18 protein-coding genes and 1 tRNA gene are annotated in these 23,649 nt (G+C 62.2%); 16 read left to right on the top strand and 3 right to left on the bottom strand.

Going from position 1 to position 23,649, the window contains the following annotated elements; genetic code table 11:
- Positions 1-342: 342 nt before the first annotated feature.
- Positions 343-1,443, bottom strand: coding sequence for a tRNA 2-thiouridine(34) synthase MnmA (gene mnmA / locus HRV97_RS13510; protein WP_174194974.1), 1,101 nt, complete (start codon positions 1,441-1,443; stop codon positions 343-345).
- A gap of 129 nt (positions 1,444-1,572) precedes the next feature.
- Here mnmA and HRV97_RS13505 point away from each other — a divergent pair, with 129 nt between their 5' ends.
- The 3 genes from HRV97_RS13505 to HRV97_RS13495 all read left to right on the top strand — a co-directional run bounded on the left by HRV97_RS13505 (position 1,573) and on the right by HRV97_RS13495 (position 2,518).
- Complete coding sequence (locus HRV97_RS13505; RefSeq protein WP_174194816.1) at positions 1,573-1,767, top strand: hypothetical protein; 195 nt, start codon at positions 1,573-1,575, stop codon at positions 1,765-1,767.
- Between the two features lie 102 nt (positions 1,768-1,869).
- Complete coding sequence (sciP, locus tag HRV97_RS13500) at positions 1,870-2,169, top strand: CtrA inhibitor SciP (protein WP_174194815.1); 300 nt, start codon at positions 1,870-1,872, stop codon at positions 2,167-2,169.
- Positions 2,170-2,260: 91 nt separating this feature from the next.
- Positions 2,261-2,518 carry a GlsB/YeaQ/YmgE family stress response membrane protein gene (locus HRV97_RS13495; RefSeq protein ID WP_174194814.1) on the top strand — a complete coding sequence of 86 codons (258 nt, stop codon included), beginning with the start codon at positions 2,261-2,263 and terminating at the stop codon, positions 2,516-2,518.
- 57 nt (positions 2,519-2,575) lie between these two features.
- On the opposite strand, the gene HRV97_RS13490 is transcribed toward HRV97_RS13495, so the two are convergent.
- The gene (locus HRV97_RS13490; protein WP_174194813.1) at positions 2,576-3,313 is read right to left on the bottom strand and encodes an SIMPL domain-containing protein; all 738 of its coding nucleotides are present in this window, start codon (positions 3,311-3,313) and stop codon (positions 2,576-2,578) included.
- A 134-nt stretch (positions 3,314-3,447) separates the two neighbouring features.
- Between HRV97_RS13490 and HRV97_RS13485 the strand changes: the two genes are divergently transcribed.
- The 7 genes from HRV97_RS13485 (at position 3,448) to HRV97_RS13455 (ending at position 12,893) form a co-directional block, all read left to right on the top strand.
- Positions 3,448-4,617 (top strand): efflux RND transporter periplasmic adaptor subunit, encoded by a 1,170-nt coding sequence (locus HRV97_RS13485; RefSeq protein ID WP_174194812.1) that lies wholly within the window; start codon positions 3,448-3,450, stop codon positions 4,615-4,617.
- Between the two features lie 6 nt (positions 4,618-4,623).
- Positions 4,624-7,839 carry an efflux RND transporter permease subunit gene (locus HRV97_RS13480; RefSeq protein WP_174194811.1) on the top strand — a complete coding sequence of 1,072 codons (3,216 nt, stop codon included), beginning with the start codon at positions 4,624-4,626 and terminating at the stop codon, positions 7,837-7,839.
- A gap of 136 nt (positions 7,840-7,975) precedes the next feature.
- Complete coding sequence (locus HRV97_RS13475) at positions 7,976-9,181, top strand: DUF445 domain-containing protein (protein ID WP_174194810.1); 1,206 nt, start codon at positions 7,976-7,978, stop codon at positions 9,179-9,181.
- Between the two features lie 97 nt (positions 9,182-9,278).
- Positions 9,279-10,376: an ABC transporter permease gene (locus tag HRV97_RS13470; RefSeq protein WP_174194809.1), complete on the top strand. Its 1,098-nt coding sequence runs from the start codon at positions 9,279-9,281 to the stop codon at positions 10,374-10,376.
- Complete coding sequence (locus tag HRV97_RS13465) at positions 10,376-11,332, top strand: ABC transporter ATP-binding protein (RefSeq protein ID WP_174194808.1); 957 nt, start codon at positions 10,376-10,378, stop codon at positions 11,330-11,332. Before HRV97_RS13470 ends, HRV97_RS13465 begins: the two co-directional genes overlap by 1 nt.
- Positions 11,332-12,294: an MlaD family protein gene (locus HRV97_RS13460; RefSeq protein WP_174194807.1), complete on the top strand. Its 963-nt coding sequence runs from the start codon at positions 11,332-11,334 to the stop codon at positions 12,292-12,294. The genes HRV97_RS13465 and HRV97_RS13460 overlap by 1 nt, the downstream gene beginning before the upstream one ends.
- 2 nt (positions 12,295-12,296) lie before the next feature.
- Positions 12,297-12,893, top strand: a complete 597-nt coding sequence (locus HRV97_RS13455; protein WP_174194806.1) for an ABC-type transport auxiliary lipoprotein family protein — start codon at positions 12,297-12,299, stop codon at positions 12,891-12,893.
- A 48-nt stretch (positions 12,894-12,941) separates the two neighbouring features.
- Here HRV97_RS13455 and HRV97_RS13450 read toward each other — a convergent pair whose 3' ends face one another.
- Entirely contained in the window at positions 12,942-13,967 is a 1,026-nt protein-coding gene (locus HRV97_RS13450; protein WP_174194805.1) for a peptidylprolyl isomerase, read from the bottom strand.
- An 87-nt stretch (positions 13,968-14,054) separates the two neighbouring features.
- On the opposite strand from HRV97_RS13450, the gene HRV97_RS13445 reads away from it, so the two are divergent.
- The 6 genes from HRV97_RS13445 (at position 14,055) to HRV97_RS13420 (ending at position 23,641) form a co-directional block, all read left to right on the top strand.
- A tRNA-Ser gene (locus HRV97_RS13445) sits at positions 14,055-14,145 on the top strand.
- Positions 14,146-14,409: 264 nt separating this feature from the next.
- Entirely contained in the window at positions 14,410-16,686 is a 2,277-nt protein-coding gene (locus tag HRV97_RS13440) for a type I restriction-modification system subunit M (protein WP_174194804.1), read from the top strand.
- 47 nt (positions 16,687-16,733) lie between these two features.
- Positions 16,734-18,110 carry a restriction endonuclease subunit S gene (locus tag HRV97_RS13435; protein ID WP_174194803.1) on the top strand — a complete coding sequence of 459 codons (1,377 nt, stop codon included), beginning with the start codon at positions 16,734-16,736 and terminating at the stop codon, positions 18,108-18,110.
- Positions 18,107-19,597 (top strand): ParB N-terminal domain-containing protein, encoded by a 1,491-nt coding sequence (locus HRV97_RS13430; RefSeq protein ID WP_174194802.1) that lies wholly within the window; start codon positions 18,107-18,109, stop codon positions 19,595-19,597. The genes HRV97_RS13435 and HRV97_RS13430 overlap by 4 nt, the downstream gene beginning before the upstream one ends.
- Before the next feature lie 23 nt (positions 19,598-19,620).
- Complete coding sequence (locus tag HRV97_RS13425) at positions 19,621-22,248, top strand: AAA family ATPase (protein ID WP_223176855.1); 2,628 nt, start codon at positions 19,621-19,623, stop codon at positions 22,246-22,248.
- 136 nt (positions 22,249-22,384) lie between these two features.
- A complete protein-coding gene (locus HRV97_RS13420) occupies positions 22,385-23,641 on the top strand; it encodes a 5-methylcytosine restriction system specificity protein McrC (RefSeq protein ID WP_174194801.1) in 1,257 nt (418 codons plus the stop codon).
- Positions 23,642-23,649: the final 8 nt, after the last annotated feature.

Raw genomic sequence — 23,649 nt, 5'->3', positions numbered from 1 at the left:
AAGGCAGCGGAATCCCGGATCAAGTCCGGGATGAGTGTGACAGGTCCGAACCCGCTCTGATCAGCCGACCAGAACGAGCACGCCCGACCGCGCATTGGTGTGACCTTCGCGTGACCTTCCGATCGGCATCATGCGACCGGTGCAACGGATCGCTAGCCAACCGAACATCAACAGCTGCCGCATGATGCCACCTCGAAGCAGTATCCCACCGCTTCAATTCATCGTCATCCCGGACTTGATCCGGGCTCCCGCTACCTTCTCCCAGGCCACCGAAATGCGAGACCTCGCATCAGGTCCGGGGCGACCCCAACCTTCCCCAATCTCAAACAGCCCCTCAACCGCTCACGCCGCCGCCATCGTCGCCTCGGTCTCCGCGATCCACCCGCCGCCCAACACCCGGTCGCCGTCGTACAGCACCGCCGCCTGACCCGGTGCCACGCCATATTCGGGCGCGTCGAACACCAGGCGTTCGCCCAGCATCCGCGCCGGCACCGGCTTCGCCATTGACCGCACCTTCGCGGTCAGCGCACCCGACAACGGCCCGAGCACGTTCATTCCCTCCAGCCGCGCCGCCGCTACCGCCAGTGCGCGCCGCGGTCCGACGACGACGCGCTGCGCCTCGGGCTCGACGCGCACGACGTACAGCGGCTCGGGGCTGCCGCCGATCTCCAGCCCGCGCCGCTGGCCGACGGTGTAGTGGATGATGCCGCGATGCTCGCCCAGCTTGCGCCCGCCAAGATCGACGATCTCGCCGCCTTGCGCAGCTTCGGGGCGCAACTTCTTCACCAGCCCGGCATAATCGCCATCGGGCACGAAGCAGATATCCTGGCTGTCGGGCTTGGCCGCAACCAGCAGCCCCATCTCGCCCGCGATCTCACGCACCCGCGCCTTGGGCAGGTTGCCCAGCGGAAAGCGCAGAAAGTCGAGCTGCGCAGCCGTGGTCGCGAACAGGAAATAACTCTGATCGCGCGCCGGATCGGCCCCGCGATGCAGCTCCGCGCCGTTCGCGCCCTCGACACGCCGAACGTAATGCCCCGTCGCCAGCGCGTCAGCGCCGAGATCACGCGCGAGCGCGAACAGGTCGGTGAACTTCGGCCCCATGTTGCACTGGACGCACGGGATCGGCGTCCGCCCGGCGAGATATTCATCGGCGAAACGGTCGACCACCTGCTCGCGAAAGCTCGTTTCATGGTCAAATACGTAATGCGCGATACCCAGCCGGTCACACACCGCGCGCGCGTCGCGGATGTCGCGCCCAGCGCAGCACGCACCCGCGCGCTTGGTCGCCTCGCCGTGGTCGTAGAGTTGCAAGGTGACGCCGATCGTCTCAACGCCGGTCCGCGCAGCAAGTGCGGCGACGACCGAGCTGTCGACCCCTCCCGACATCGCGACGACGATGCGCCGCGCGCCTGGCGGCAATTGGAAATCGGCGAGTTCCTGCATGGTGCCGACATAGTCGTTCCGGTGCGCCGCCGCCAACGGTGAACGAAGCGTTTCCGCCGGCTTTACCGGAATTTCAATCAGTTCCACATAATCGTGATTGTAACGAACGATCATCATGAGACGCCATGCGTGACCAACGAGCCCTCTCTCTGCCAGACGCCAAGCCTGTTCCGGGCCGCGGCCACGCGCATCGCGACATCGCCTACCGCGGCCGTGGCGCTCGCGCTCGACGCCGCGGGGGGCGAGGTCACGCGCTTGTCGCCTGCCACCGGCAGCTTCGACCCGCCGACCGCCGCCGCGCTGAACGCGTGGCACAACCCGTGAAGAGCCTGTTTACCGCGCCGCTTTAAGTACCGTTCAAAGCCATCACCCTAAAAGGGGTCGCACGATGGAACGGGAGCTCAGGCTCCCAACCGAGGGTTAGGAATGATCGAGAACCAGAAAATTCGTCCGGCGAAAGTCATCGGTCCGCTCGGCGAGCCGCTGACGCTGGACACGCTGCCGCCCGCGGACACGACGCGCTGGGTGGTTCGCCGCAAGGCGGAGGTGGTCGCGGCCGTCAATGGCGGGCTGCTCTCGGTCGACGACGTCTGCGCGCGCTACGGCCTGACGGTCGAGGAATTCGCCGGCTGGCAGCGCGCGATCGACCGTTCGGGCATGCCCGGGCTGCGCGTCACCCGCATCCAGCACTACAAGTCGCTGTACGAGCGGCAGCAGAAATATTGAGTTGAGGTTTCGGCTGCGGAACAATGTTTTATCGTTGCGCGTCTCTCCCGTAGCGCCCGGCTTGGGCGAGTAACCAAGGGGAGTAATTGCGATGAACCTCATCATCTGGCTGATCGTCGGCGGTGTTATCGGTTGGCTTGCCAGCATCATCATGCGTACCGACGCGCAGCAGGGTATCTTCCTGAACATCATCGTCGGCATCGTCGGTGCGTTTCTGGGTGGCCTGATCTTCACCGGTGGCTCGATCAACAACGCGCCGCTCAACCTTTACTCGTTCCTGATCTCGCTGCTGGGTGCGGTTGTCCTGCTCGCGATCGTTAACCTGTTCCGTCGCGGTCGCGTGCGCTGATCGCATCACGTTGACGTCACGACAGCGGCCGCCCGAGCGATCGGGCGGCCGTTTTCGTTATTTCAAGATAAAGCGGACGTTCAACGTCGCAGTGACATCGGTTTCGCCCGGCAGGATGGTCGTGGACACATCGGCCCTCTGCATCGAAACACCCATCCGCGCCATGATCGGAGGCTGCGGATTGCCGCCATCGTTTTCCCCCGCTTCGTTGATCGACAGGATACGCTCCACCCGCATCCCCGCCGCCTGCGCGTAGAGCGCCGCCCGCGCCTGCGCGCGCTTCACCGCGTCGGCACGCGCGGCATCCAGCGCAGCATCGGGCTGCGACAACGACATGGCGGGGCCGTCGATCTGGTTCGCGCCTGCCTTTACCAGCGCATCAAGTATTGCGCCGCTTCGCGCGATGTCGCGAAACTTGACCGACACGCTGTTGCTCGCCTGATAGCCGGTGATCACCGGCGGCTGGTTGTCGCCATAGCGATACTGCGGTTGCAGCGACACGTTGCTGGTCGACAGGTCGCGCGTCGCGATACCGGTCGCTTTCAGGCTGGCGATCACCTGCGCCATGCGCGCGGCATTGTCGCCCAGCGCGGCGGCGGCGGTCGCGCTCTGCGTCACTACGCCGGCACGGATCGTCGCCACGTCGGGCGCGCGAACGACGCGACCGGTCGCGCTGACCTCCAGCACCGTTCCGTCGACCGGTACGGCCTGTACCGGAACGTTCGTCTGAGCCACCACCGGCATCGCCGTTGCCGCCATCACACCCATCGATACCAGCACCAACCCTGTTCGCATCAAACGCCTCCTGCTTATTAACGCAAGGCATCCTAGTCTCACGCGAACAACGCTAGCTGAATGACGCACGCGCCGGCTTGCGCCCGGTGACGTAGGTGGATAATACAGCACGGGGACAAGGACAAGAAGCACGCATGACGTACGAGCCGGGCACTTTGGAGGGCGAGCGGCAGTTGCTGAGCGACGAGGCGCGGCCACGTCGGCGCCGGCGGTGGATCATCGCATTGCTGGTGGTGCTCGCCGCCGCGGGAGCCTGGTTTGTTTTCGGACGCGAGAAGGCTGCGCCGCCCGCCGCCGCTCCATCAGAGGCTGGCGCTCCCAACGTGACCGTGGTCGTGCCCGGCAGCCAAGCCGTCGCGCGCACCGTCAGTGCGACGGGCTCGCTCGCCGCGCGGCGCGAGATGCCGGTCGGCGTTGCGGGCGAAGGCGGCATGGTGTCGCGCGTGCTGGTCGAGCCGGGGCAGTGGGTCGGGGCAGGCCAAGTGCTCGCGACCGTCGATCGCTCGGTTCAGGCGCAGACCGCCGCCAGCCTCGCCGCACAGATCGGCGTCGCGCAATCAGACCTGACGCTGGCGCAGGCCGAGCTGCAGCGCGCGCAGAGCCTGGTCGACCGCGGCTTCATTTCCAAGGCGGACGTGCAACGCCGTATCGCGACGCGCGACGCGGCGGCGGCACGACTACAGGTGTCGCGTGCGGCCTTGTCCGAACAGCGCGCGCGCAACGCCCGGCTCGACATTCGCGCGCCCGCCGCCGGGCTGATCCTCACCCGCGGCGTCGAGCCTGGGCAGATCGTCAGCTCGGGTACCGGCGTGTTGTTTCGCATGGCGAAAGGCGGCGAGATGGAGATGCGCGCGCAATTGTCCGAGGGCGACCTACAGGCGGTTCGCACCGGATCACGCGCGACGGTGATGCCGGTCGGCGATACGCGCGGTTTTGCCGGGCAGGTGTGGCAGGTGGCGCCGATCATCGACCCGCAGACCCGGCAGGGGATCGCGCGTATCGCGCTGTCCTACGATCCGGCGCTGCGACCCGGCGGCTTCGCCTCCGCGGCGATCACGACCAACGCGGGCAGCGCGCCTGAACTGCCGCAATCTGCGTTGCAGAGCGACGAGGATGGCAATTACGTCTTTATCGTCGATCGCGCGAACAAGGCGCAGCGCCGCAACGTGACGCTGGGACCGGTCGACAACAACAAGGTTGCGATCGCCACCGGGCTGACCGGCAACGAGCGGGTGGTGCTGTCCGCCGGCGCGTTCCTCAATTCGGGGCAGAAGGTGACGCCGATCCTGCGGCGGGGGAGCTGACGGCACATGGGTTTCCGCAACATCTCGGCGCTGTCGATCCGCAATCCGGTGCCGTCGATCGTCCTGTTCCTGATCCTGACCGTGATGGGCGTGGTCAGCTTCATTCGCATGGACATCAACCAGCAACCGGACATCGACTTTCCCGGCGTGATCATCTCGATCAACCAGCCGGGTGCCGCGCCGAGCGAGCTGGAAACCCAGGTGACGCAGCGCGTCGAAGCCGCGATCCGCAGCCTGGAGGGGATCGACGAGATCAACTCCTACGTCAGCGAGGGCGATTCGACCACGGTGGTGCAGCTCGCGATCGGCACACCGGTCGACCGCGCGGTGAACGAAGCGCGTGACGCGATCACGCAGATCCGCGCCGATCTGCCCGACGGCATCACCGAGCCGCAGGTCAGCCGCATCAAGGCGAACGACTTCAACCTCGGCAGCTACACCGCGGTCGGCACCGACATGTCGATCGAGGACCTGAGTTGGTACATCGACAACACGGTGGCGAAAGAGCTGCTGTCGGTATCGGGCATGGGCAGCGTGACGCGCAACGGCGGCGTCGACCGCGAGATCCGCGTGATCCTGGATCCCGCCAAGCTCGCGGCCCAAGGTCTGACCGCGAGCCAGATCAACCAGCAGTTGCGCCAGGTGAACCTGAACGCGCCGGGCGGGCGCGCGGAGATCGCGGGCGCCGAACAATCGGTGCGCGTCATCGGCAACGCCGACACCGCCTACACGCTCAGCCAAACGCAGATCAACGTCGGCGGCGGTCGCACCATCCGCCTCGCCGACATCGCGGTCGTCCGCGACCTTTACGGCGAGCGGCGCAGTGGCGCGGCGGTCGACGGCCGTTCGGTGATCTCGTTCGACTTCAAGCGTGCGAAGGGCGCGTCGGACGTCACCGTGTTCCGCGAGGCCAAGGCCAAGCTCGAGGCGCTCGAGAAGCGCAACCCCAAGGTCAAGTTCCGCCTGCGCGTCGACGGCTCCGAATATGCGCTGGTCCAGTACAAGGCCGCGATCCACGCGATGATCGAGGGCGCGCTGCTCGCGGTGCTGGTCGTGTTCCTGTTCCTGCGCGACTGGCGCGCGACGTTCATCGCCGCACTCGCTATCCCCTTGTCCGCGATCCCAGCCTTCTGGTTCATGGACATGCTGGGCTTCACGCTCAACAACATGACCATGCTCGCGCTCAGCTTGGTGGCAGGCGTGCTGGTCGACGACGCGATCGTCGAGATCGAGAACATCGTCCGGCACATGCGGATGGGCAAGTCGGCCTATCAGGCGTCGATCGACGCCGCGGACGAGATCGGTCTCGCGGTGCTTGCGACCACGATGGCGATCGTCGCGGTGTTCTTCCCCGTCGGCCTGATGCCCGGTATTTCGGGTCAGTTCTTCAAGAACTTCGGCCTGACCGTCGTGGTCGCCGTGCTGATGAGCCTCGCGGTCGCGCGCCTCATCACGCCGATGATCGCGGCTTATTTTCTGAAAGCGTCGGGCCATGCCGAACACGGCGGCGGACGCTGGCTCGACATCTACCAGCGTATTCTCGTCTGGACGCTGACCGAGGGCAAGTCGCCGATCGTGCGTGCACGGAGCAAGTGGCGACGCGCCATCGGCTACCTGCGCGACCACCGCGTATGGACGGTCGGGATCGGGGCGTTGGCGTTCGCACTGACCTTGTTCCTGTTCACGCAGATCCCGATGACGTTCCAGCCCGCGCAGGACCGCGACCGCAGTGTCGTCACCATCACCATGCCGCCTGGCGCCACACTGGAAAGCACGCAGGCCGTGGTCGACCAGGTCGATGCGCTGGTCCACCGTCAGCCGCTGGTCGAGAGCGTGTACGCCACCACCAACGTCGGCTCGGGCCGGCTCGTGTTGCAATTGAAGAAGCCGCGCGACGTGACCTCGACCGAGTTCGAGCGCACGCTGACGCCGCAATTGGCACAGGTGGCCGACGCGCGGGTCAATTTCGAATCGCAATTCGGCTGGGGCGACAACAACCGCGATCTGTCGGTGACGCTCGCGGGCGACGATCCCGCCGTGCTGCGACGCACCGCCGACACGCTGGTCCGCGAGATGGCGAGCGTGCGCGGCGTCGTTGCGCCGCGCATCGCGGGCGATCTGAAGCGGCCCGAAATCCAGATCAAGCCACGGCTCGATCTCGCCGCCAACCTGGGTGTGACGACCGCGGCGCTGTCGAACGCGATCCGGATCGCGACGCTCGGCGACCTTGACCAGAACAGCGCACGCTTCTCGCTATCCGATCGCCAGATCCCGATCCGTGTCGCGCTGGCGCAATCGTCGCGCTCGCATCTGGACACGATCCAGAACCTGCCGGTGCCGACCGCGACCGGCGGATCGGTACCGCTCGGCCTGGTTGCGGAGATCGGCTTCGGCTCCGGCCCGACGCGCATCACTCGGTTGAACCAGCAGCGGCAGTTGACCGTCGGCGCCGACCTCGCGCCCGGGCTCGTCGCCAGTGAGGTGATGGCGAAGATCAAGGCGGTGCCTGTCATGCGCAACCTGCCGATCGGCGTGCAGGAACTGCAGGTCGGACAGGCGAAATGGCAGATGGAGATGCTGGTCAATTTCGTCTTCGCGGTGATGGCGGGCGTGTTCCTGGTCTTCGCGGTGCTGATCCTGCTCTACCGCCGTCTGTTGCCGCCGGTGGTCAACATGGGATCGCTGCTGCTGGCGCCGCTGGGTGGACTGCTCGCCCTGATGATCGCGGGACAACCCTTGTCGCTGCCGGTGTTCATCGGGCTGCTGATGCTGCTCGGCATCGTTGCCAAGAATTCGATTCTGTTGATCGATTTCGCGCTGGAGGAGATGCAGGTGGGCGTACCGCTTCGCGCCGCGATCATCGACGCCGGGCACAAGCGCGCGCAGCCGATCCTGATGACCACGATCGCGATGGTCGCGGGCATGGTGCCGACCGCGCTATCGCTGTCGGGCGACAATTCGTTCCGCGCGCCGATGGGGATCGTGGTGATCGGCGGTCTGTCGCTCTCGACGGTGCTGACCTTGCTGATCGTGCCCGCCGCGTTCAGCCTCGCGATCGGGGCGGAGCGCCGCATCGGCCCGTGGATCGGTCGCCGCCTGCTGACCTACCGTCCCGGCGACGACGGCCAGCCAGTGATCGAGCACGACGCACCGGTCGGCGCGTTGCCCGGCACCGCTGGCCGTATCGGCTATCACAGCGAAGGCACGCATCCGGCGGAATGAACGATGGGCGCGTCACGGGCGATCGCGAGCGAAGAGCGGGCATGAACCTTCGCTTCGCTCGCGCTTTCACCGGAGGATGATCGCTTCCGTCCGCCGTAAACTGCCACGGCAATCTGTTCCGTCCGGTCTGCGTCGCATGAGGTTGATCGCGACCGGGCTGCTCGTCGCCATGGCGGCGACCTTTGTCGTCACGCGCTCGCTGCAATCGCTGCATCCCGCCTGGGGCTTCGTGCGCGCGTTCAGCGAGGCGGCGATGGTGGGCGGTCTCGCCGACTGGTTCGCCGTCACCGCGCTGTTCCGCCACCCGCTTGGCGTCCCGATCCCGCACACCGCGATTATTCCGCGCAACAAGGACCGGATCGGCGACCAGCTCGCGACCTTCCTGCGCGACTATTTCCTGATCCCCTCGGTCGTCGCCCGCCGCATGGCGCGCATCGACGTCGCGGGTGCGGCGGGACGGTGGCTCGCCAACCCGCAGGGCGCGGGTGGCCGGCTGGCGCGCGGCACCTCGCGGTTGGCGGTGGAGGTGCTGCAATCGCTCGACCAGGAGCGATTGGGCGGCATGGTGCGCGCGATGATGGTGGCGCGCGTGCGCGAAACCGAGCTCGCGCCGATGGTCGGGCGCGCATTGTCGGCGGCGGTGTCGGAGGATCGCCACCTGCCGGTGCTCGACAGCCTGATCGTGTGGGCGCGCGACGCGCTGAAAAGCAACGAGCAGCTCGTCCGCGCCATGGTGCACGATCGTGCGGGATCGATCCTGCGCTGGACCGGGCTCGACGAAACGCTCGCCAACAAGATCATCGACGGCCTCGACAAGCTGATTGGCGAGATCGCCGAAAATCGCGAACATCCGCTGCGGATCAAGGCGGAGGAGGGGCTCGCACGCCTCGCGCACGACCTGCAACACGACGGGACCATGCGCGACAAGGTGGAGCGGCTGAAGATCGAGTTGCTCGAGAACCCGGCGATGCAGGACTGGATCAATGGCCTGTGGGAACAGGCGCGCGCCGCGATGCTGCGGATGGCGCGCGACCCCGAACGCCTGCTGTCGGGCAAGCTGGGCGAAGCGTTGCAGCAACTCGGCCACACGCTGGAAAGCGATCCGCGGCTCGGCCGCACCATCAACCGCTTCGTGCGTCGTGCGGTGGTGGGCGCGGCGGCCGATTATGGCGACACGATCGTGCGGCTGGTGTCGGAAACGGTGCGCGGCTGGGATGCGCAGACGATCACCGAGCGGATGGAGAATGCGGTCGGCAAGGATCTGCAGTTCATCCGCATCAACGGTACGCTGGTCGGCGGGTTGGTCGGCGTCGTGATCCACGGCGTCGACGTCCTGCTGTGACGCACGACGATCCCCGCTCCGAAACGATCCATGCTCCGGAACGATCGTTCACTTGAATCGCTTGTGACCCGATGAGCTTTGCCGCATGGATCGTTGCATGAGTGCGGCTGCCGATTTCACCGACGACGGGGGCGTGTTGCGCTTCTCGGGCGATCTGTCGCTGGCGCAGCTCGGCAATCTGCCCGATCGCTTGAACGGTCACGACGGTGCGGTGCGTGCAATTGATCTGTCGCGGGTCGATCGCATGGACACGATCGGCGCCTGGCTGATCCACCGGTTCGCGCGCGAGAAGAACACGCAGGTCGAAGGGTTGACCGGCAACAGCCGTGCCTTGTTCGAGCATGTCGAAGCGGCCGACCAGCCGGTTCAGATGCGCCCGACACGCGTCACGCCGTTCCGCCGCGTAATGGGTGAGATCGGCGACGCGGTGGTACTCGCCGGGCAGACGGCGCTGGGTCTGCTCGCCTTCATGGGCGCGACGGTGATTTCGTTCTGGACGGTGATGCGCCATCCTAGCCGCTTCCGCTTCAACGCGGTGGTGCAGCGCTTCGAGGTGGTCGGCGTCTCCGCGCTCGGCATCATCGGATTGATGAGCTTCCTGATCGGCATCGTGATCGCACAACAGGGTGCGGTGCAGCTCCGCCAATTCGGTGCCGAAGCGTTCACGATCAACCTGGTCGGGCGCATCACCTTGCGCGAACTGGGCGTGCTGATGACCGCGATCATGGTTGCGGGGCGCTCGGGTTCGGCCTTTGCCGCGCAGCTGGGCACGATGAAGCTGACCGAGGAGATCGACGCGTTGCGCGTGATCGGCGTGTCGCCGATGGAAGCGCTGGTGTTGCCGCGCACAATTGCGTCGATCATCCTGATGCCGTTGCTCGGCTTCTACGCCTCGGTGATTTCGATCATCGGTGGCGGTTTGCTGTGCTGGCTGTCGCTCGACATACCACCCGCCGCCTATATCTCGCGCATCCGCGAGGTCGTGCCGATCACCGACCTGTTCGTCGGCCTCATCAAGGCGCCCGTCTTCGGCGCGATCATCGCGGTGGCGGGTTGTTTCCAGGGCATGCAGGTCAAGGGCGATGCGGAGCAGGTCGGGCTTCGCACCACCTCCGCGGTGGTCCAGGCGATCTTCATGGTGATCGTGCTCGACGCCTTCTTCGCGGTGTTCTTCGAACAGATCGGGTGGCTGTGATGGCGGACGACGATCACATCATCCGCATCAAGGGGCTGCGCAACCGGTTCGGCGACCAGACAGTGCATGACGGCCTCGACCTCGACGTGCGGCGCGGTGAGATTCTGGGCGTGGTCGGCGGATCGGGCACGGGCAAGTCGGTGCTGATGCGCTCGATCATCGGATTGCAGGCACCCGTAGCGGGCGAGGTCGAGGTGTTCGGCGAGCCGACGCTCGGGCGCGACGAGGTCGAGACGGTCGACATCCGCAAGCGCTGGGGCGTGCTGTTCCAGGGCGGCGCCTTGTTCTCGACGCTGACGGTCGCGGAGAACGTGCAAGTGCCGTTGCGCGAATTCTACCCCGACCTCGATCTCGCACTTCTCGACGAGATCGCCTCGTACAAGGTGGTGATGACCGGGTTGCCCGCCGATGCCGGTCCCAAATACCCGGCCGAACTGTCGGGCGGCATGCGCAAGCGTGCCGGGCTCGCCCGCGCGCTGGCGCTCGATCCCGAACTGCTGTTCCTCGACGAGCCGACCGCGGGGCTCGACCCGATCGGCGCGGCGGCGTTCGACGCGCTGACCAAGGGATTGCAGCGCACGCTCGGCCTCACCGTGTTCCTGATCACGCACGACCTCGACACGCTATACGCCATCTGCGACCGCGTCGCGGTACTCGCCGACAAGAAGGTGATCGCGGTCGGCACGATCCCCGAACTGCTCGCCACCGACCATCCGTGGATCCAGGAATATTTCAACGGTCCGCGCGGGCGCAACGCCGTTGCCGCACAAGAGGCGGGGCAGGCGGGCTCCGCCGATGACGACGCACGGGCGCACCCCACCGAGGTGCCGCGCGAAACCAGCGGCCAGCGCACGCAGGGCTCGGTCGCCGACAATGCCGCGCGTGGCGCGCCCGCGGGTGATCCCTCGCGCACGCTCGCGCACACCGATGCCGCCCGCACAACAGGGACGAATTGATGGAAACGCGATCGAACCACGTCCTCGTCGGGGCCGTCGTGCTGATCCTGCTGGCGATGCTGGCGATCTTCACCGTGTGGATCGCGCGCTTCGGCGGCACGGAGGAGCGCGAGTACGACATCTTCTTCCGCCAGGCGGTTGACGGCCTTGCAAAGGGGTCGTCGGTGACCTTCTCGGGCGTGCCCTCGGGTCAGGTAAAGTCGATTTCCTTGTGGCAGCCCGATCCGCAATACGTCCGCGTGCGCGTCAGCCTCAATCCGGACACGCCGGTGCTGCGCGGCACCACCGCGACGATTCAAGGCAGCTTCACCGGCACCAGTACCGTCAGCCTCGACGGCGCGGTCAAAGGGCAGCCGGCAATCACCTGTCCCGAACCCGATCCCAATCAGGTCTGCCCGCTCGGCAAGCCGGTGATCCCGACCAAGACCGGCGGGTTGGGTGCGATCCTCAACTCCGCCCCGCAGTTGCTCGAGCGGCTGTCGACCCTCACCGAGCGGCTGACCGGCATGCTCTCCGACCGCAATCAGGCGTCGATCGCGGGCATCCTCGACAACACCAACCGCTTGTCGGCTGCGCTCGCCGACCGCGGGCCGGAGATTGCGGCGACGCTGGCGCAGACGCGCGTCGCGATCGCGCAGGCCGGCGTCGCGGCGGAGCAGATCGGTAACCTGGCGCAGACCACCAACGGCGTGCTCGCCAACGACATCCAGCCGACGATCCAGAATCTGAACGGTGCGATCAAATCGGCGCAGGCGAGCGCGGACACGCTGAACAGCGCGATCGGCGACGCGCGTCCTGGGCTCACCACCTTCTCGAAGCAGACGATCCCGCAGATCAACCAATTGGTGCGCGACCTGCGCGTCACCTCGGCGTCGCTGTCGACGATCGCGGAGCGCGTCGAGCAGGGTGGCGCGAGCTCGCTGATCGGCCAGCAGAAACTGCCTGACTACAAGGGGAAATAAGCGTGCGACACTCTCTCCTCCGTCTCGCACCGCTCGCGGCCTCCGTGGCGCTGTCGGGGTGCATCAGCTTCGGTGCAAAGCCACCGGAATCGCTGCTGACGCTCAACGCGACCGCGCAACCGCAGCCGGGGCGCACGCAATCCTCCGCCACCGCGCGTTCCATCGTGGTGCAAACGCCCGCCGTACCGACCGCACTCGCCACCGCGCGCGTACCGGTGCAGGCAACCGCGGGCACGATCGCCTACGTCAAGGATGCGCAGTGGAGCGAGCCGCCCAACCGGCTGTTCGCGCGCCTGTTGTCCGACACGCTGACCGCTCAGGCGGACATGGTGGTGCTGTCGCCCGCGCAATCGGTCAGCGATCCCAGCGGCAACCTGGCTGGCGAGTTGCGTACCTTCGGCATCGACGCGACCGCGCAGCAGGCCGTCGTGGTTTATGATGCCGCCTTGACGCGCGTGAACGCCACCGCCGTCGAGAAGCGTCGGTTCGAGGCTCGCGTCCCGATCGCGGCAATCGAGGCCGTGTCGGCCGGCACGGCGCTCAACCAGGCGGCCAATCAGGTCGCCGCAGAGGTCGCTACCTGGGTTGGAGGTCGCTGACCGGCACAACGGCTATGCCGCGCCGCGGGGTAGGGTATGGTAGCTGCGCTATCTAGCGGTTGCAGCCTTCATCGCGGTCGACACTAACGGGCGCGGGGCAGGCCTGATCGGCGTTGGCCTGACGGGGACAGGGATGTTGCACACGTCAGCCGCGTCCGCCGGACGGATGAAGAACGGCAGTTCGCGGTTGCGCCGCGCCGCCACGTAGCGCGGCCAGGTCGTGCCGGCGGTGGACAGATAATCGAACCGCGGACGCTCGGCAGCAGGCAATTCGCTCGCCAGGCGGATGCTGCTGATCGTCACGCGCTCGCTCGGGCGCGTGTAGAAGCCCAGGTCGCCGGTGCCACGTGGCAGGCTGGACAGGTGCTCCATGCCATCGACCACGCGGCCCACGACCGCGATGTTGCGATCAAGGTGGCGCGGCGCATGACCAATCACCGCGTACAACTCCGCGCCGGAGCCGGCATCGGGCGACAGATTGCGACCCACGCCCACGCTCCCGTAGCAATGTATCGGCCAGACCCGGCGCCCAGCACTCACCAATGCCGCGTCGGTGGCGAGCGGGAAGCCACGGTACCACAGCACGCCGCGCGCGTAGACGTCGGCCGGCTTGGTGTCCTTGTCGCCCGGTGGCGCCCAACGCACGATCGGCTCCGCAGGCCTGCCCGCTGCCGAGCCGGCAAGCGCCGTCCAGCTCAGATCATAGTCGCGTTCTGAGGTCGCCACCAACCCGGACGGCAGCGGCTTCTTCTCGCTGGCATCACCCCATTGCGCGACATAATTGTCCTGCACCCGGTTAACGCTCGTCCCATCCCACCAATGCGCGATCGCCAGCTGTTTGATGTTGGTGACCCATTCACGCGCGATCGGATTAGGCATCAGTTGAATGACGATCCGCTTGCGTGTGGCTTGCTTGGCGGCTCCATCTTCGAGCGACATGATCAGCAGGTCGTCGTCGGCGATGGTCATCCACTCGCCGGCAGGTGCGGCTTGCGCGATCTGGCCGGGGCTCGGCGCCGGTACTTCGGCATCGATGGCTACGAGCGGCAAAGCGGCGATGAACAGCGACAGCATTTCACCATCGTGCAGGTGCCTGGGTGAACAAGCAACCGCTTGCACAAGCCGCGCAGGCCCGGTAGGCGTCCCCACCCAGCGATATGCGGAGCGGTGGCCGAGTGGTCGAAGGCGCTCGCCTGGAAAGTGAGTATACGGCAAAACCGTATCGAGGGTTCGAATCCCTCCCGCTCCGCCATCTGCCTGCCTAGGTCATTGATTTTATTCATGAAATCGGTTGGTGGCCATTTCTGACCAACATTCCGCCCAACATCTTGAACCGGCATACCCTAGACCGAATTGGAACATCGCAGCGGGAGTGCTAGTCCGGGTTTATTGCGGCTAGGTCCACCAAGGCAGTCCGTGACACGAAAAGAGGCGTTTCGTTTGGGGCGCAAAATTCAGGTTTGCATGCCCCTGGGTTCGACGTTCAATCGCGGGGAATGCGCTTAGGGGGCGATAGATGCAGGTTACAGACCTTATCCAGCGCGGGATTGAGGCAAAGCTTATCTCAATTGACGTCGAGCGGAAAAGCATACTGTACCGAGCATTAAACAAGAAATATCGTCTAAGCGACCCGGAAGAACTCGTTCGCGCTCGCGCGTACGTGACCTTGATTTCCGAATACGGGTACCCGGCCGACCAGATCGATATCGAATTCCCTGTACCTCACCGCGTTCCGAGCCTGACGGCCGACATTGTCGTATTCAAGGATAAGGCCCGCACTACGCCCTTTATTGTGGTCGAGTGCAAGAGGGAGGAAGCGAGCAAAGGCGAACTGGACCACGCAGTGGAGCAGGGCTTCGGTTACGCCAACTCACTGAAGGCAGAATTCATGTGGATGACGTCAGGCATCCGCAACGACTACTTCAAAGTTGGCAATTTCGGAGGGATGGAGCGCGAACAGAATCGCGAGCCAGACATCCCGCGCCACGGCAAAGCTGATGTCGCAGCCGCTCGATTCACCAAGGGCGGAGTGAATGGGTTCGACCTCAAGATAGTCCAGGAAACCGACCTTACGCGCAAATTCAAGCAAGCTCATGATGCGCTCTGGGCGGGAGGTAAGCGAAATCCGGCAGAAGCGTTCGACGAGCTCGACAAACTGATTTTCTGCAAAATCTGGGACGAGCGCGCGAACCGCAAACCTGGTGAGCCATACGATTTCCAGGTCTTTAAGAATGACCGGGATAGGGGAGACGACCTGAAAAAGCGCATTCAGGCGATCTACGAACAGGGACGCGCCAGGGACAAGGAGGTGTTCCAGGATAACATTCGCCTGTCCAACGCGGAGCTGCAGACCGTGGTCGGCTACCTGGCCGACACGAACCTTAGCGAAACGGACCTGGATAGCAAAGGCCGTGCGTTTGAAACCTTCATGACCGGGTTTTTCCGCGGCGAGTTTGGGCAGTATTTCACCCCTCGCAACATCGTGAAGTTTATTGTCGACGCCCTGCCGATCACTAGCGAGAGCGCAGTGATTGATACCTCATGCGGCAGTGGCGGCTTCTTACTTCACGCTCTCGACAAGGTGCGTCGCCAAGCGGACGCCATGGCCGAAGATGGTTACTTCAGCCGGGACAGCCGTCAGCATTGGAAACACTGGCACGATTTTGCGGAGAACAACCTTTACGGTATCGAAATCTCCGAGGGCATCGCCCGGACCGCGAAGATGAACATGATTATTCACGATGACGGCCATACCAACGTCATCTCGCATGATGGGCTGGAATCAATCGAAACCATGCGGCAGGCTACCGGCAACCAAGGCTTCATCCCGGGGACGTTCGATTTCATCATAACCAATCCGCCCTTTGGGTCTAAGGTGAAGCTGGCTGAGAAAAGCTACCTTCAGAACTATGATCTCGGCCGCAAGGACATCGACTGGATCGATGCCAAGATGAACAATGTCCGCGTCGTGCAGAAAGATGCGGGCAACGGTGAAGTGATCCGTTTGACCTTTACCGAAAAGAACCGCGATCAACAGACAACCGAAGTTCTTTTCCTCGAGCAATGTCACCGCTTCTTGAAGCCCGGTGGCTATATGGCGATGGTAATCCCGGATAGCATCCTGACAAATTCCTCGATGCAGTATGTCCGCAACTGGATTGAGGAGCATTGGCGGATCGTCAGTGTTGTGTCGCTTCCGCAGTTCGCCTTCGCCGCGAATGGCGCGGGCGTGAAAAGCTCGGTCCTCTTCCTTAAAAGGTACGATGCCAAGACGACGGCTGCCATCCAGCGCATCAAGGAACAGACGCAAGATAAGCTGCATGATGCGAAGGACGGCGGGACCGCGCTTGAAAAGTTGATTGCCGAGAAGAAGCTGGTGCTTAAACGCGGGGATGCAGAGTGCCAGCGCGTCGATGCGGAGGTGATCACGAAGGCCCAGGCGCTGTCCGAGCAGGGCACGCTAACCCCGGCAATCCGCAAGGCTTTGAAGGCCGAGGCTGAGGCCGCGAAGGCCAAGCACATGGAAACCGGTGTGTTCGCGCAGTGGAAGGCCGACACCAACGACGATTACAACGAACGCATCGAAAACCTGCGCGAAACACTTAATGATCAGTATTTGGCCGAGGTAAAGGCAGAGGTATCTGACTATGAGATCTACATGGCGATCGCCGAAGACATTGGTTACGACGCCACCGGGCGGCCCACAGCGACCAATGAACTGGAGGCCGTGGCGGCAGAGCTGAGTCGCTTCATCGCTCATATCGAGACAGGAGCGACGCGCCCTTTTGTGTAAGCCCCGATCTCGACGGAGAGCGTTTCTTCGTCGTCGGTTGGGGTGAAATGACTGGGCGACATGACGCCCGCTACTATCTGCCGAAGTTCACGCGGCTTGAGGAACGTGTCGCGGCACGGGCGACCGGCAAGCTTCGTGACTATAGTCGGCGATCTGCGGGCGGCGCCACGCCTAAGGCTGAGGAAAAAGAGAAGTACTACTCGGATGATCCAGAAACAGGCATTCCATTCATTCGGGTGCAAAATCTCTCTGTTTCCGGTGAGCTTTCGCTGGATGATGTAAAGCTAATAGATCTCGAGACGCACCATGGCATGCTGGCGCGCAGCCATGTTGGGCCGGATGATCTTTTGACGAAGATAACCGGCGTCGGTCGAATGGCAGTGTCGTCGGTCCCACCAGCCGGGTTTCAGGGCAATATTAACCAGCACCTTGTTCGGATCAAAACCAAGGATCGCCACACAAGCGAGGTTCTGGCGGCTTATCTGAACACTGATATTGCCGAACAATTGGCGACGCGCCGTGCAACAGGTGGAACGAGACCCGCGCTGGATTATCCGGCGTTGCGCTCCATCCCGATCATTTTTGATGAGCGTATTTTGCCTATTGCTGCATCAGCGCGAGAGAGGCGAAACCAGCGCCTTGGAGAGGCCGCTGCCCTACTGGCGTCGATTGACGATTATCTTCTGTCCGAACTCGGCATCACATTGCCGCCGGCAACCGAAAACACGTTGGCGAACCGGACCTTTCGCGTCAGCGCGCACGAACTCGGCGGCTCGAGGTTTGATCCGACCTTCTTCAGTAAGGAATTTATCAACCTGACTCATGCGCTCGAAGAAAGGGCACATAAGCGGCTGGGAGAGGTTTGCACGCTCTCGAACGAGAATTGGGATCAGGTCAGTTTGTTCACCGACACATTTCCCTACCTGGAAATTTCTGAGATCGACATTGGCACGGGCGCTATTGGCACGGTGGCCGAAACACTCATTTCGGAGGCACCAAGCCGCGCCAGAATGATCGTGCGGCAACACGATATCCTTGTTTCCACCACCCGCCCTAGTCGGGGCGCAATAACTCTGGCGGACGAAAGTCTAGAATATCCGATTATTGCATCTACAGGTTTCGCGGTGATCCGACGTGTTGTTTCCGAGCTGATCGATCGGGCATATCTATTCCACGTATTACGGTCAAAAATAGGCTTGAGGCAGATGGAGCAGCGGTCCAGTGGTGGAAACTATCCGGCGATCACCTCCACCGAACTGAGAAGGCTCATAATTCCAATTCCCAGTTTAGATTTGCAGCACCAGATCGTTGCAGGTTGCAAACAGCGGATTTCTGACGCTCTGGCTCTTCGCCAAAGGGCGAACGACGAACTTGAGTCTGCCAAACGCGAGATCGAGGCAATCCTACTGGGAGAGGCGGCATGAGGACAACCTTCGAAGGCAAGTATGGTCTTTCTCTCGGCGGCTTCCCCTGCATCCGTGGCTATGCGACGTTGCGCGATATCGCTCGCGTCTCAACTGCTGACGAAGCCTATCAGCGAGAGCTGACCCCCAAGCACGTGGAGGAGATCAAGCGATACTTCGAAGCGGGCGAGTACCTGTTCTTCCCTGAAATCATCCTGTCTGCCACGCTTGATGTGGATTATGAAAAGGCTGATGCGCCGCAGGATGATCCTTTGGCCACCGTCATGCGGGGGCATAAATTCCAGTCGAACGTCAACGATCTGCGCATCACACCACGCGCATCGCGGTATGACATCATCGTCGCCGATGGTGACCGGCCTTTCAAGCGCATCGACGGCAATCACCGACTGAGCGCGCTGGAAGCTTTGAACGACGAAAAGTACGACCGCTTCGTTGCGCCATTTTGCATCATCCTGTTCAGCAAAACTGATGCAGCCCGCAATGAAAAAGCCTTGTTTCACAACATTAATTCCAAGGCCCGCAAGCTGACGAGCGAAGAGTCGTTGCGTGGTATAATCGACGATGAAGTCGGTTTTCCCGATGAAGTATTGAGCGGGCAATTTGGCGAGGAGTACCTGCAGTGTCGGCGTTTGGGCGGCCTGCTGAACTTTGAGTATCTTACAAACCTGCGGGTAGTGTTCGGCAAGATGGATGGTGCGCAGGAGTGCCACCGCTCTTTGCTTACACAGTCGCTTCAGGATGTGAGAGAGCAGTTTGCGCGGCTGAACCTAGGCACCATGCCAGGGATTGCGGCGGTGTTCGAAGCAATCAAGGTGGTGAACGACATTTATGCCGATCCGCGCCTTCAACGTTCCCACGCGCAGGGCCTGTTCGCCACGTTCTTGTTTTGGCAGCTTCACCCGCTCGCGAGCGACGGCCAGCGTCAACAATTCAGGAATTGGGTACTACGAACGCATCAATATGAACTGCGCTCGATCAACACAGCCGATCTCCTCAAGATTTTTGAGAAGATTGCAGAATCCCGCAAACGGCAGATTTTCATTTCAATGTGGTTTCATGAGACCACGAGGGCCAACTTTGAGGCCATCGAGGCTGCGGTCGGAGATTTGAATAAGGATCACCAGCTCGACATAAAGCTACGTCCCATCCGCGTAGACCAGTTCGACACTGGCTATTCGTATGAGATTAATGAGGAAATTCTCGACCTTATCGAAAGTTCAGGTCTGATGATTGCCGATCTCTCCGGCGGCAACAAGAACGTTCATCATGAAATTGGCTATCTCATGGGCCTTAATCGAGGCCGGGGATTGCGGGATGAGAACTTTTTGCTGCTTCATAATGAAACCGTTGGAAAGCCCGCAGTTGACATTGGCTTCAATCTAGCGGGCATCAAGCAGTTGCGGACCAAAGACACCCACACCCTGCGCGAAGAGGTGAAGAAACAAATCGCCATATTCTACGGCCTGACCGATGGCGCTGGTAGCTGAGGGCACGATCAAGGGGGCATTGAATGCGCAAGGATGATTTCCGTGACTGGCTGGGCAAGCGGTTGTGGAAGGGCGAGCCCCTATCGGACACAGCCAAAATCAGTCGCTGCCGTCGTTGCCAACGGGTTGAACGTGGCTTGCAGGGGCTGGGTTTTACAGAGACAACGCTGGAAGGGGTCTTTGAAGCTGGTCACTGGGGTGCTCTCCTAGCCCGTCTCGCTGACCTAAAGAAGAATCCTGCAGCCGATCTGGACGCGGTTCGATCGGTAGTGCCGGAAGCCAAGGGTCCTCAAGGCCAATTAGGCAATCTGCACGCCGCCATAACGCAGTATGGTTACTTCCTGGACGGCCGTGATCCGAACTACGGGGCAAGTGATGATCCCATCGACAGCGATGAGGGTTCCGACGAGGAGCTTCTCGCGCGTTTCGATGGAGATTTTCGCTTCAGGGAGGCGCGCAGAAACTGGTCCGATGAACAGCGGATGGCATTTTGCAACATGGCGCGTGCGGTCCATAACGCCGGGCTAGATTGGTACCATACCAACATCCCACAGATACGGTTTGGCCGACGGTCTCCCGGCGAAGACAAGGCGCCGGGTACTCTTGGCAGTATGCAATTGCGCAAAAACGGCGGCTTTCTGGAATTCAGCCATCAGCACGACCGGTTGAATTTGACGGGCACATATCAGCTCGATAAAATGGCAGCCGATGAGTTTGTAAGTGTCATGGAAGACGCGGAAGAAGTGATCCGCCGTTGGCTCCCGCCGCAGCCAACCCGTTCTGGCTTCTGGCCCGATGAAGCAGCTTCCGATGACGTCGAATCGCAAGCCGATCGAATTCGACAGTATGTATTGGCACATTACATCGAACCAGCCCGAAGGCATGGCAATCCCAACGTAACGGTCATTGTGGGGCCGCTAAACAATGAAATGGGCCTGCACATGAGCTGGCCAAACATATGTCAGGCACTTGAGGGCCGGAAGTTTCTAGAGCTAGCCAAAGTCCCTGCGCCAGTTGCCCAGGGACCAAAGCAAAGCACCACACGGCAACTGACATTCGACTTATCGGAAGGAGCCATCTCAGTGGCCGAAGTAAAGCCGAACCCCCAGAATCTGATCCTCTACGGACCACCAGGCACGGGTAAGACTTACCGCACCGCAATCGAAGCCGTGAAGCTCTGTGATCCGCAAGCCGCTTACCCTGTCACCGAGCACGGCCGGCAGGCGCTCATGAAGCGGTACCGCGAGCTTGAAGCCGAGAAGCGGATTGCCTTCGTCACGTTCCACCAGAACTACGACTATGAAACCTTTGTTGAAGGTCTGAGGCCAGAGACTGCCGAGAATGAACGCGGTTCAGCGGGTTTTCGGCTTGAAGCACGAGCTGGCATTTTTCGAGAAATTTGTGCTTTGGCCGACCAAGCGCGCAATCGCACAGCACCTTTGGCCGACACATCAGCTTACGACTTTTCCGGTCGCCGCTTCTGGAAGATGGGACAAGGTGCCATAGGCACTGAGGACGACGTGTATGAATCCGCCCTGGCAAACAACTATGTAACCCTCGGCTGGGGCGGTTCTATTGATTGGAGCGAAGAGCGATTTTCCACATTTGACGCGATCAAGGCTGAGTGGCTCGCTCAAAACCCAGACGACACAACGCCCAGCAATTGGACGCAGACCTGGCCGTTTCGTTGTGAAATGCAAATTGGTGACATTGTCATAGTTCCGTACGGCAACACCGCCTTTCGAGCGATTGCCGAAGTGACTGGTGAATATCGGTTTGAACCTTCAGCTGACGGCTATTACGCGCATCGCCGCAACGTGCGCTGGCTTCTGACCTTGGATGAACCTTTGCCACTCGACACAATTGTCGACGGTAATTTCACCATGCGCACGCTCTACTCCCTGCCGACGAAGCGCGTGAATTTGGCTGCTCTTGGGCGGTTGATTGCTGGCGACGGTGAGAACGATAACGGCGAAGAGACCGCGAGAGACGGGGCTCCCGACCAGTTCGTGCTGATTATCGATGAGATCAATCGCGCAAACATCTCAAAGGCTTTTGGGGAGCTCATTACTCTCATCGAACCAGACAAGCGGCTCGGCATGCCAAATGAGCTGACGCTAACGCTTCCGTATTCAAAAAAGCGAGATTTTGGTGTTCCCGCAAACCTCCACATCATCGGCACGATGAATACTGCGGACCGCTCGATCGCTCTGCTCGACACGGCCCTTCGACGTCGGTTCAATTTTCGCGAAATGGCTCCGGATCCCGACCTACTTTTGGAGGCCAGCAAACGGACAGGGACCAACCTCGTCCGGGTTCTGGCCACCATCAATCAGCGGATTGAGTATCTCATCGATCGCGAGCACCGGATTGGGCACGCATTTTTCATTTGCTGCGAGACAGCTGAGCAAGTTCACGCCGCCATGCGCGACAAGGTCATTCCCTTGTTGCAAGAATACTTTTTCGAGGACTGGAGCCGTATTCATGCGGTGCTAGGTGACGGGTTCATCCAGGAAGACAAGCTTGATCCGCCACCGGGTATCGAAGGCGACCGGGTTTCGAGCTGGTCGGTGCTCGCAACGTTCAAGGTCGATGCATTCGATCGGTTGATCGGGAAAGTGGTCAATGCGGCGGAGGAGCTTGGCAAGTGATCGCCGAGCTGGCCACCCATCTGCCGTCCGGTGTGCCTGTCGAGCGGGTTGCCGCCTGCTCGTGGCGAGAAGGGTTGTCGTGTTTCCGGCCTAGCCGGACCGATCCTACCGATCGCGCCATCGTCCGGTTCCACCCGTGACCCATCTGACCGTTCACGAATGGGGGGCTACGGGCGTACACAATGATACCGGCGTAGCGCCGGAGAACGCCTTCACCCGGAGTCAGGCGAATGCCCTGCTTCGGGCTGCGCGGTCGCATGCGTTGGCGAATGAGTCAGGGACCAATATCCTTGTCGATCGCTACAGCGAGATAAGAGCCCAGCAAGTTGTTGGAGTTATTGCCGCCCCGGGTTGCAGTCTTGAAATTCTGCCCAAAATCGATGCCGCGGCAGATGAAAGCGATGAAACAATCCGAACTCGGCTTGTTACCATGCTCGATGTCGCGCTTGGGTTGAAACTCGGAGACGGACAGGCGCTGGACATGGCGCGGCAGAAGGAAACCTTGCTCGACATTCTGATCCGCCTGTTTGCTGATCGCTTGCTGACTGAGGCCCGGCGCGGCTTGCCCCGCGCATACATCCCGCAGGAGGACGATCTAGCAGCGCTGCGAGGGCGGCTCGATGTCATCCGCCAATTCACCCATCACGCCGTGCGACCCGACCGGCTTGCCTGCCGCTTCGACACCCTGGGTGCGGACACCCCCTTGCTGCGGATCATGAAAGCCTGTGTCGCGCTGCTACGCAGTCACGCGCGCTCGCTGGAAACGCAGCGGCGGTTGGACGAGCTCCGTTTCATCCTTGCCGATGTGAGCAACGTGGCTGTCGGTGCGCTACCATGGACGCAGGTGCGCATAGATCGGACAAACGGTCGCTGGGCAAGCCTTTACGAACTGGCGAAGCTATTCCTAAAACGCGAATGGCAGCGCACCAACCACGATCCCAGAGCGGGTCTGGGGATTACACTGCTGTTCGCTATGAACGACCTGTTCGAGGCCTATATCGCAGCTCTGGCGCGCAAGGCTTTGTTGGGGACCGATCTGACCGTCCATTTGCAGGGTGGACACCGCTATTGCCTTGTGGAGGAGTGCGAAGGCGGCAGGCCGCGCTTCAAGACGACGCCGGACATTCTGATCAAGCGTAATGGGCTGGTTCAGATGGTGATCGACACCAAGTGGAAGCTGATTCGACGAAACCCTGAAGACAGAAAGCGCGGCGTTGCGCAGTCCGATGTCTATCAGATGATGGCCTATGCCCGACTGTACCGATGTCGAGACGTTATGCTGCTCTATCCCCATCATACCGACTTGGGCGCTGAGATACTGGATTGTCAATCGGCGTCCAAAAAGGACCCCCTATCGGCGTCCAAAAGGGACCCCGTTTGTCGAGCGGTGTGACGGGTATG

The organism is Sphingomonas hominis (assembly GCF_013328205.1).
Lineage (GTDB): Bacteria > Pseudomonadota > Alphaproteobacteria > Sphingomonadales > Sphingomonadaceae > Sphingomonas > Sphingomonas hominis.
This window is presented reverse-complemented; position numbering and strand designations above follow the sequence as displayed.

Bases quoted from the DNA above. Each gene is read 5' to 3' on its own strand.
- HRV97_RS13435 (WP_174194803.1), top strand. From the start codon at position 16,734: ATGACTGGGCGACATGACGCCCGCTACTATCTGCCGAAGTTCACGCGG.
- HRV97_RS13470 (WP_174194809.1), top strand. From the start codon at position 9,279: ATGAGTGCGGCTGCCGATTTCACCGACGACGGGGGCGTGTTGCGCTTC.
- HRV97_RS13485 (WP_174194812.1), top strand. From the start codon at position 3,448: ATGACGTACGAGCCGGGCACTTTGGAGGGCGAGCGGCAGTTGCTGAGC.
- HRV97_RS13430 (WP_174194802.1), top strand. From the start codon at position 18,107: ATGAGGACAACCTTCGAAGGCAAGTATGGTCTTTCTCTCGGCGGCTTC.
- HRV97_RS13495 (WP_174194814.1), top strand. From the start codon at position 2,261: ATGAACCTCATCATCTGGCTGATCGTCGGCGGTGTTATCGGTTGGCTT.
- mnmA (WP_174194974.1), bottom strand. From the start codon at position 1,443: ATGCAGGAACTCGCCGATTTCCAATTGCCGCCAGGCGCGCGGCGCATC.
- HRV97_RS13425 (WP_223176855.1), top strand. From the start codon at position 19,621: ATGCGCAAGGATGATTTCCGTGACTGGCTGGGCAAGCGGTTGTGGAAG.
- HRV97_RS13450 (WP_174194805.1), bottom strand. From the start codon at position 13,967: ATGCTGTCGCTGTTCATCGCCGCTTTGCCGCTCGTAGCCATCGATGCC.
- HRV97_RS13475 (WP_174194810.1), top strand. From the start codon at position 7,976: ATGAGGTTGATCGCGACCGGGCTGCTCGTCGCCATGGCGGCGACCTTT.
- HRV97_RS13490 (WP_174194813.1), bottom strand. From the start codon at position 3,313: ATGCGAACAGGGTTGGTGCTGGTATCGATGGGTGTGATGGCGGCAACG.
- HRV97_RS13440 (WP_174194804.1), top strand. From the start codon at position 14,410: ATGCAGGTTACAGACCTTATCCAGCGCGGGATTGAGGCAAAGCTTATC.
- sciP (WP_174194815.1), top strand. From the start codon at position 1,870: ATGATCGAGAACCAGAAAATTCGTCCGGCGAAAGTCATCGGTCCGCTC.
- HRV97_RS13460 (WP_174194807.1), top strand. From the start codon at position 11,332: ATGGAAACGCGATCGAACCACGTCCTCGTCGGGGCCGTCGTGCTGATC.
- HRV97_RS13480 (WP_174194811.1), top strand. From the start codon at position 4,624: ATGGGTTTCCGCAACATCTCGGCGCTGTCGATCCGCAATCCGGTGCCG.
- HRV97_RS13465 (WP_174194808.1), top strand. From the start codon at position 10,376: ATGGCGGACGACGATCACATCATCCGCATCAAGGGGCTGCGCAACCGG.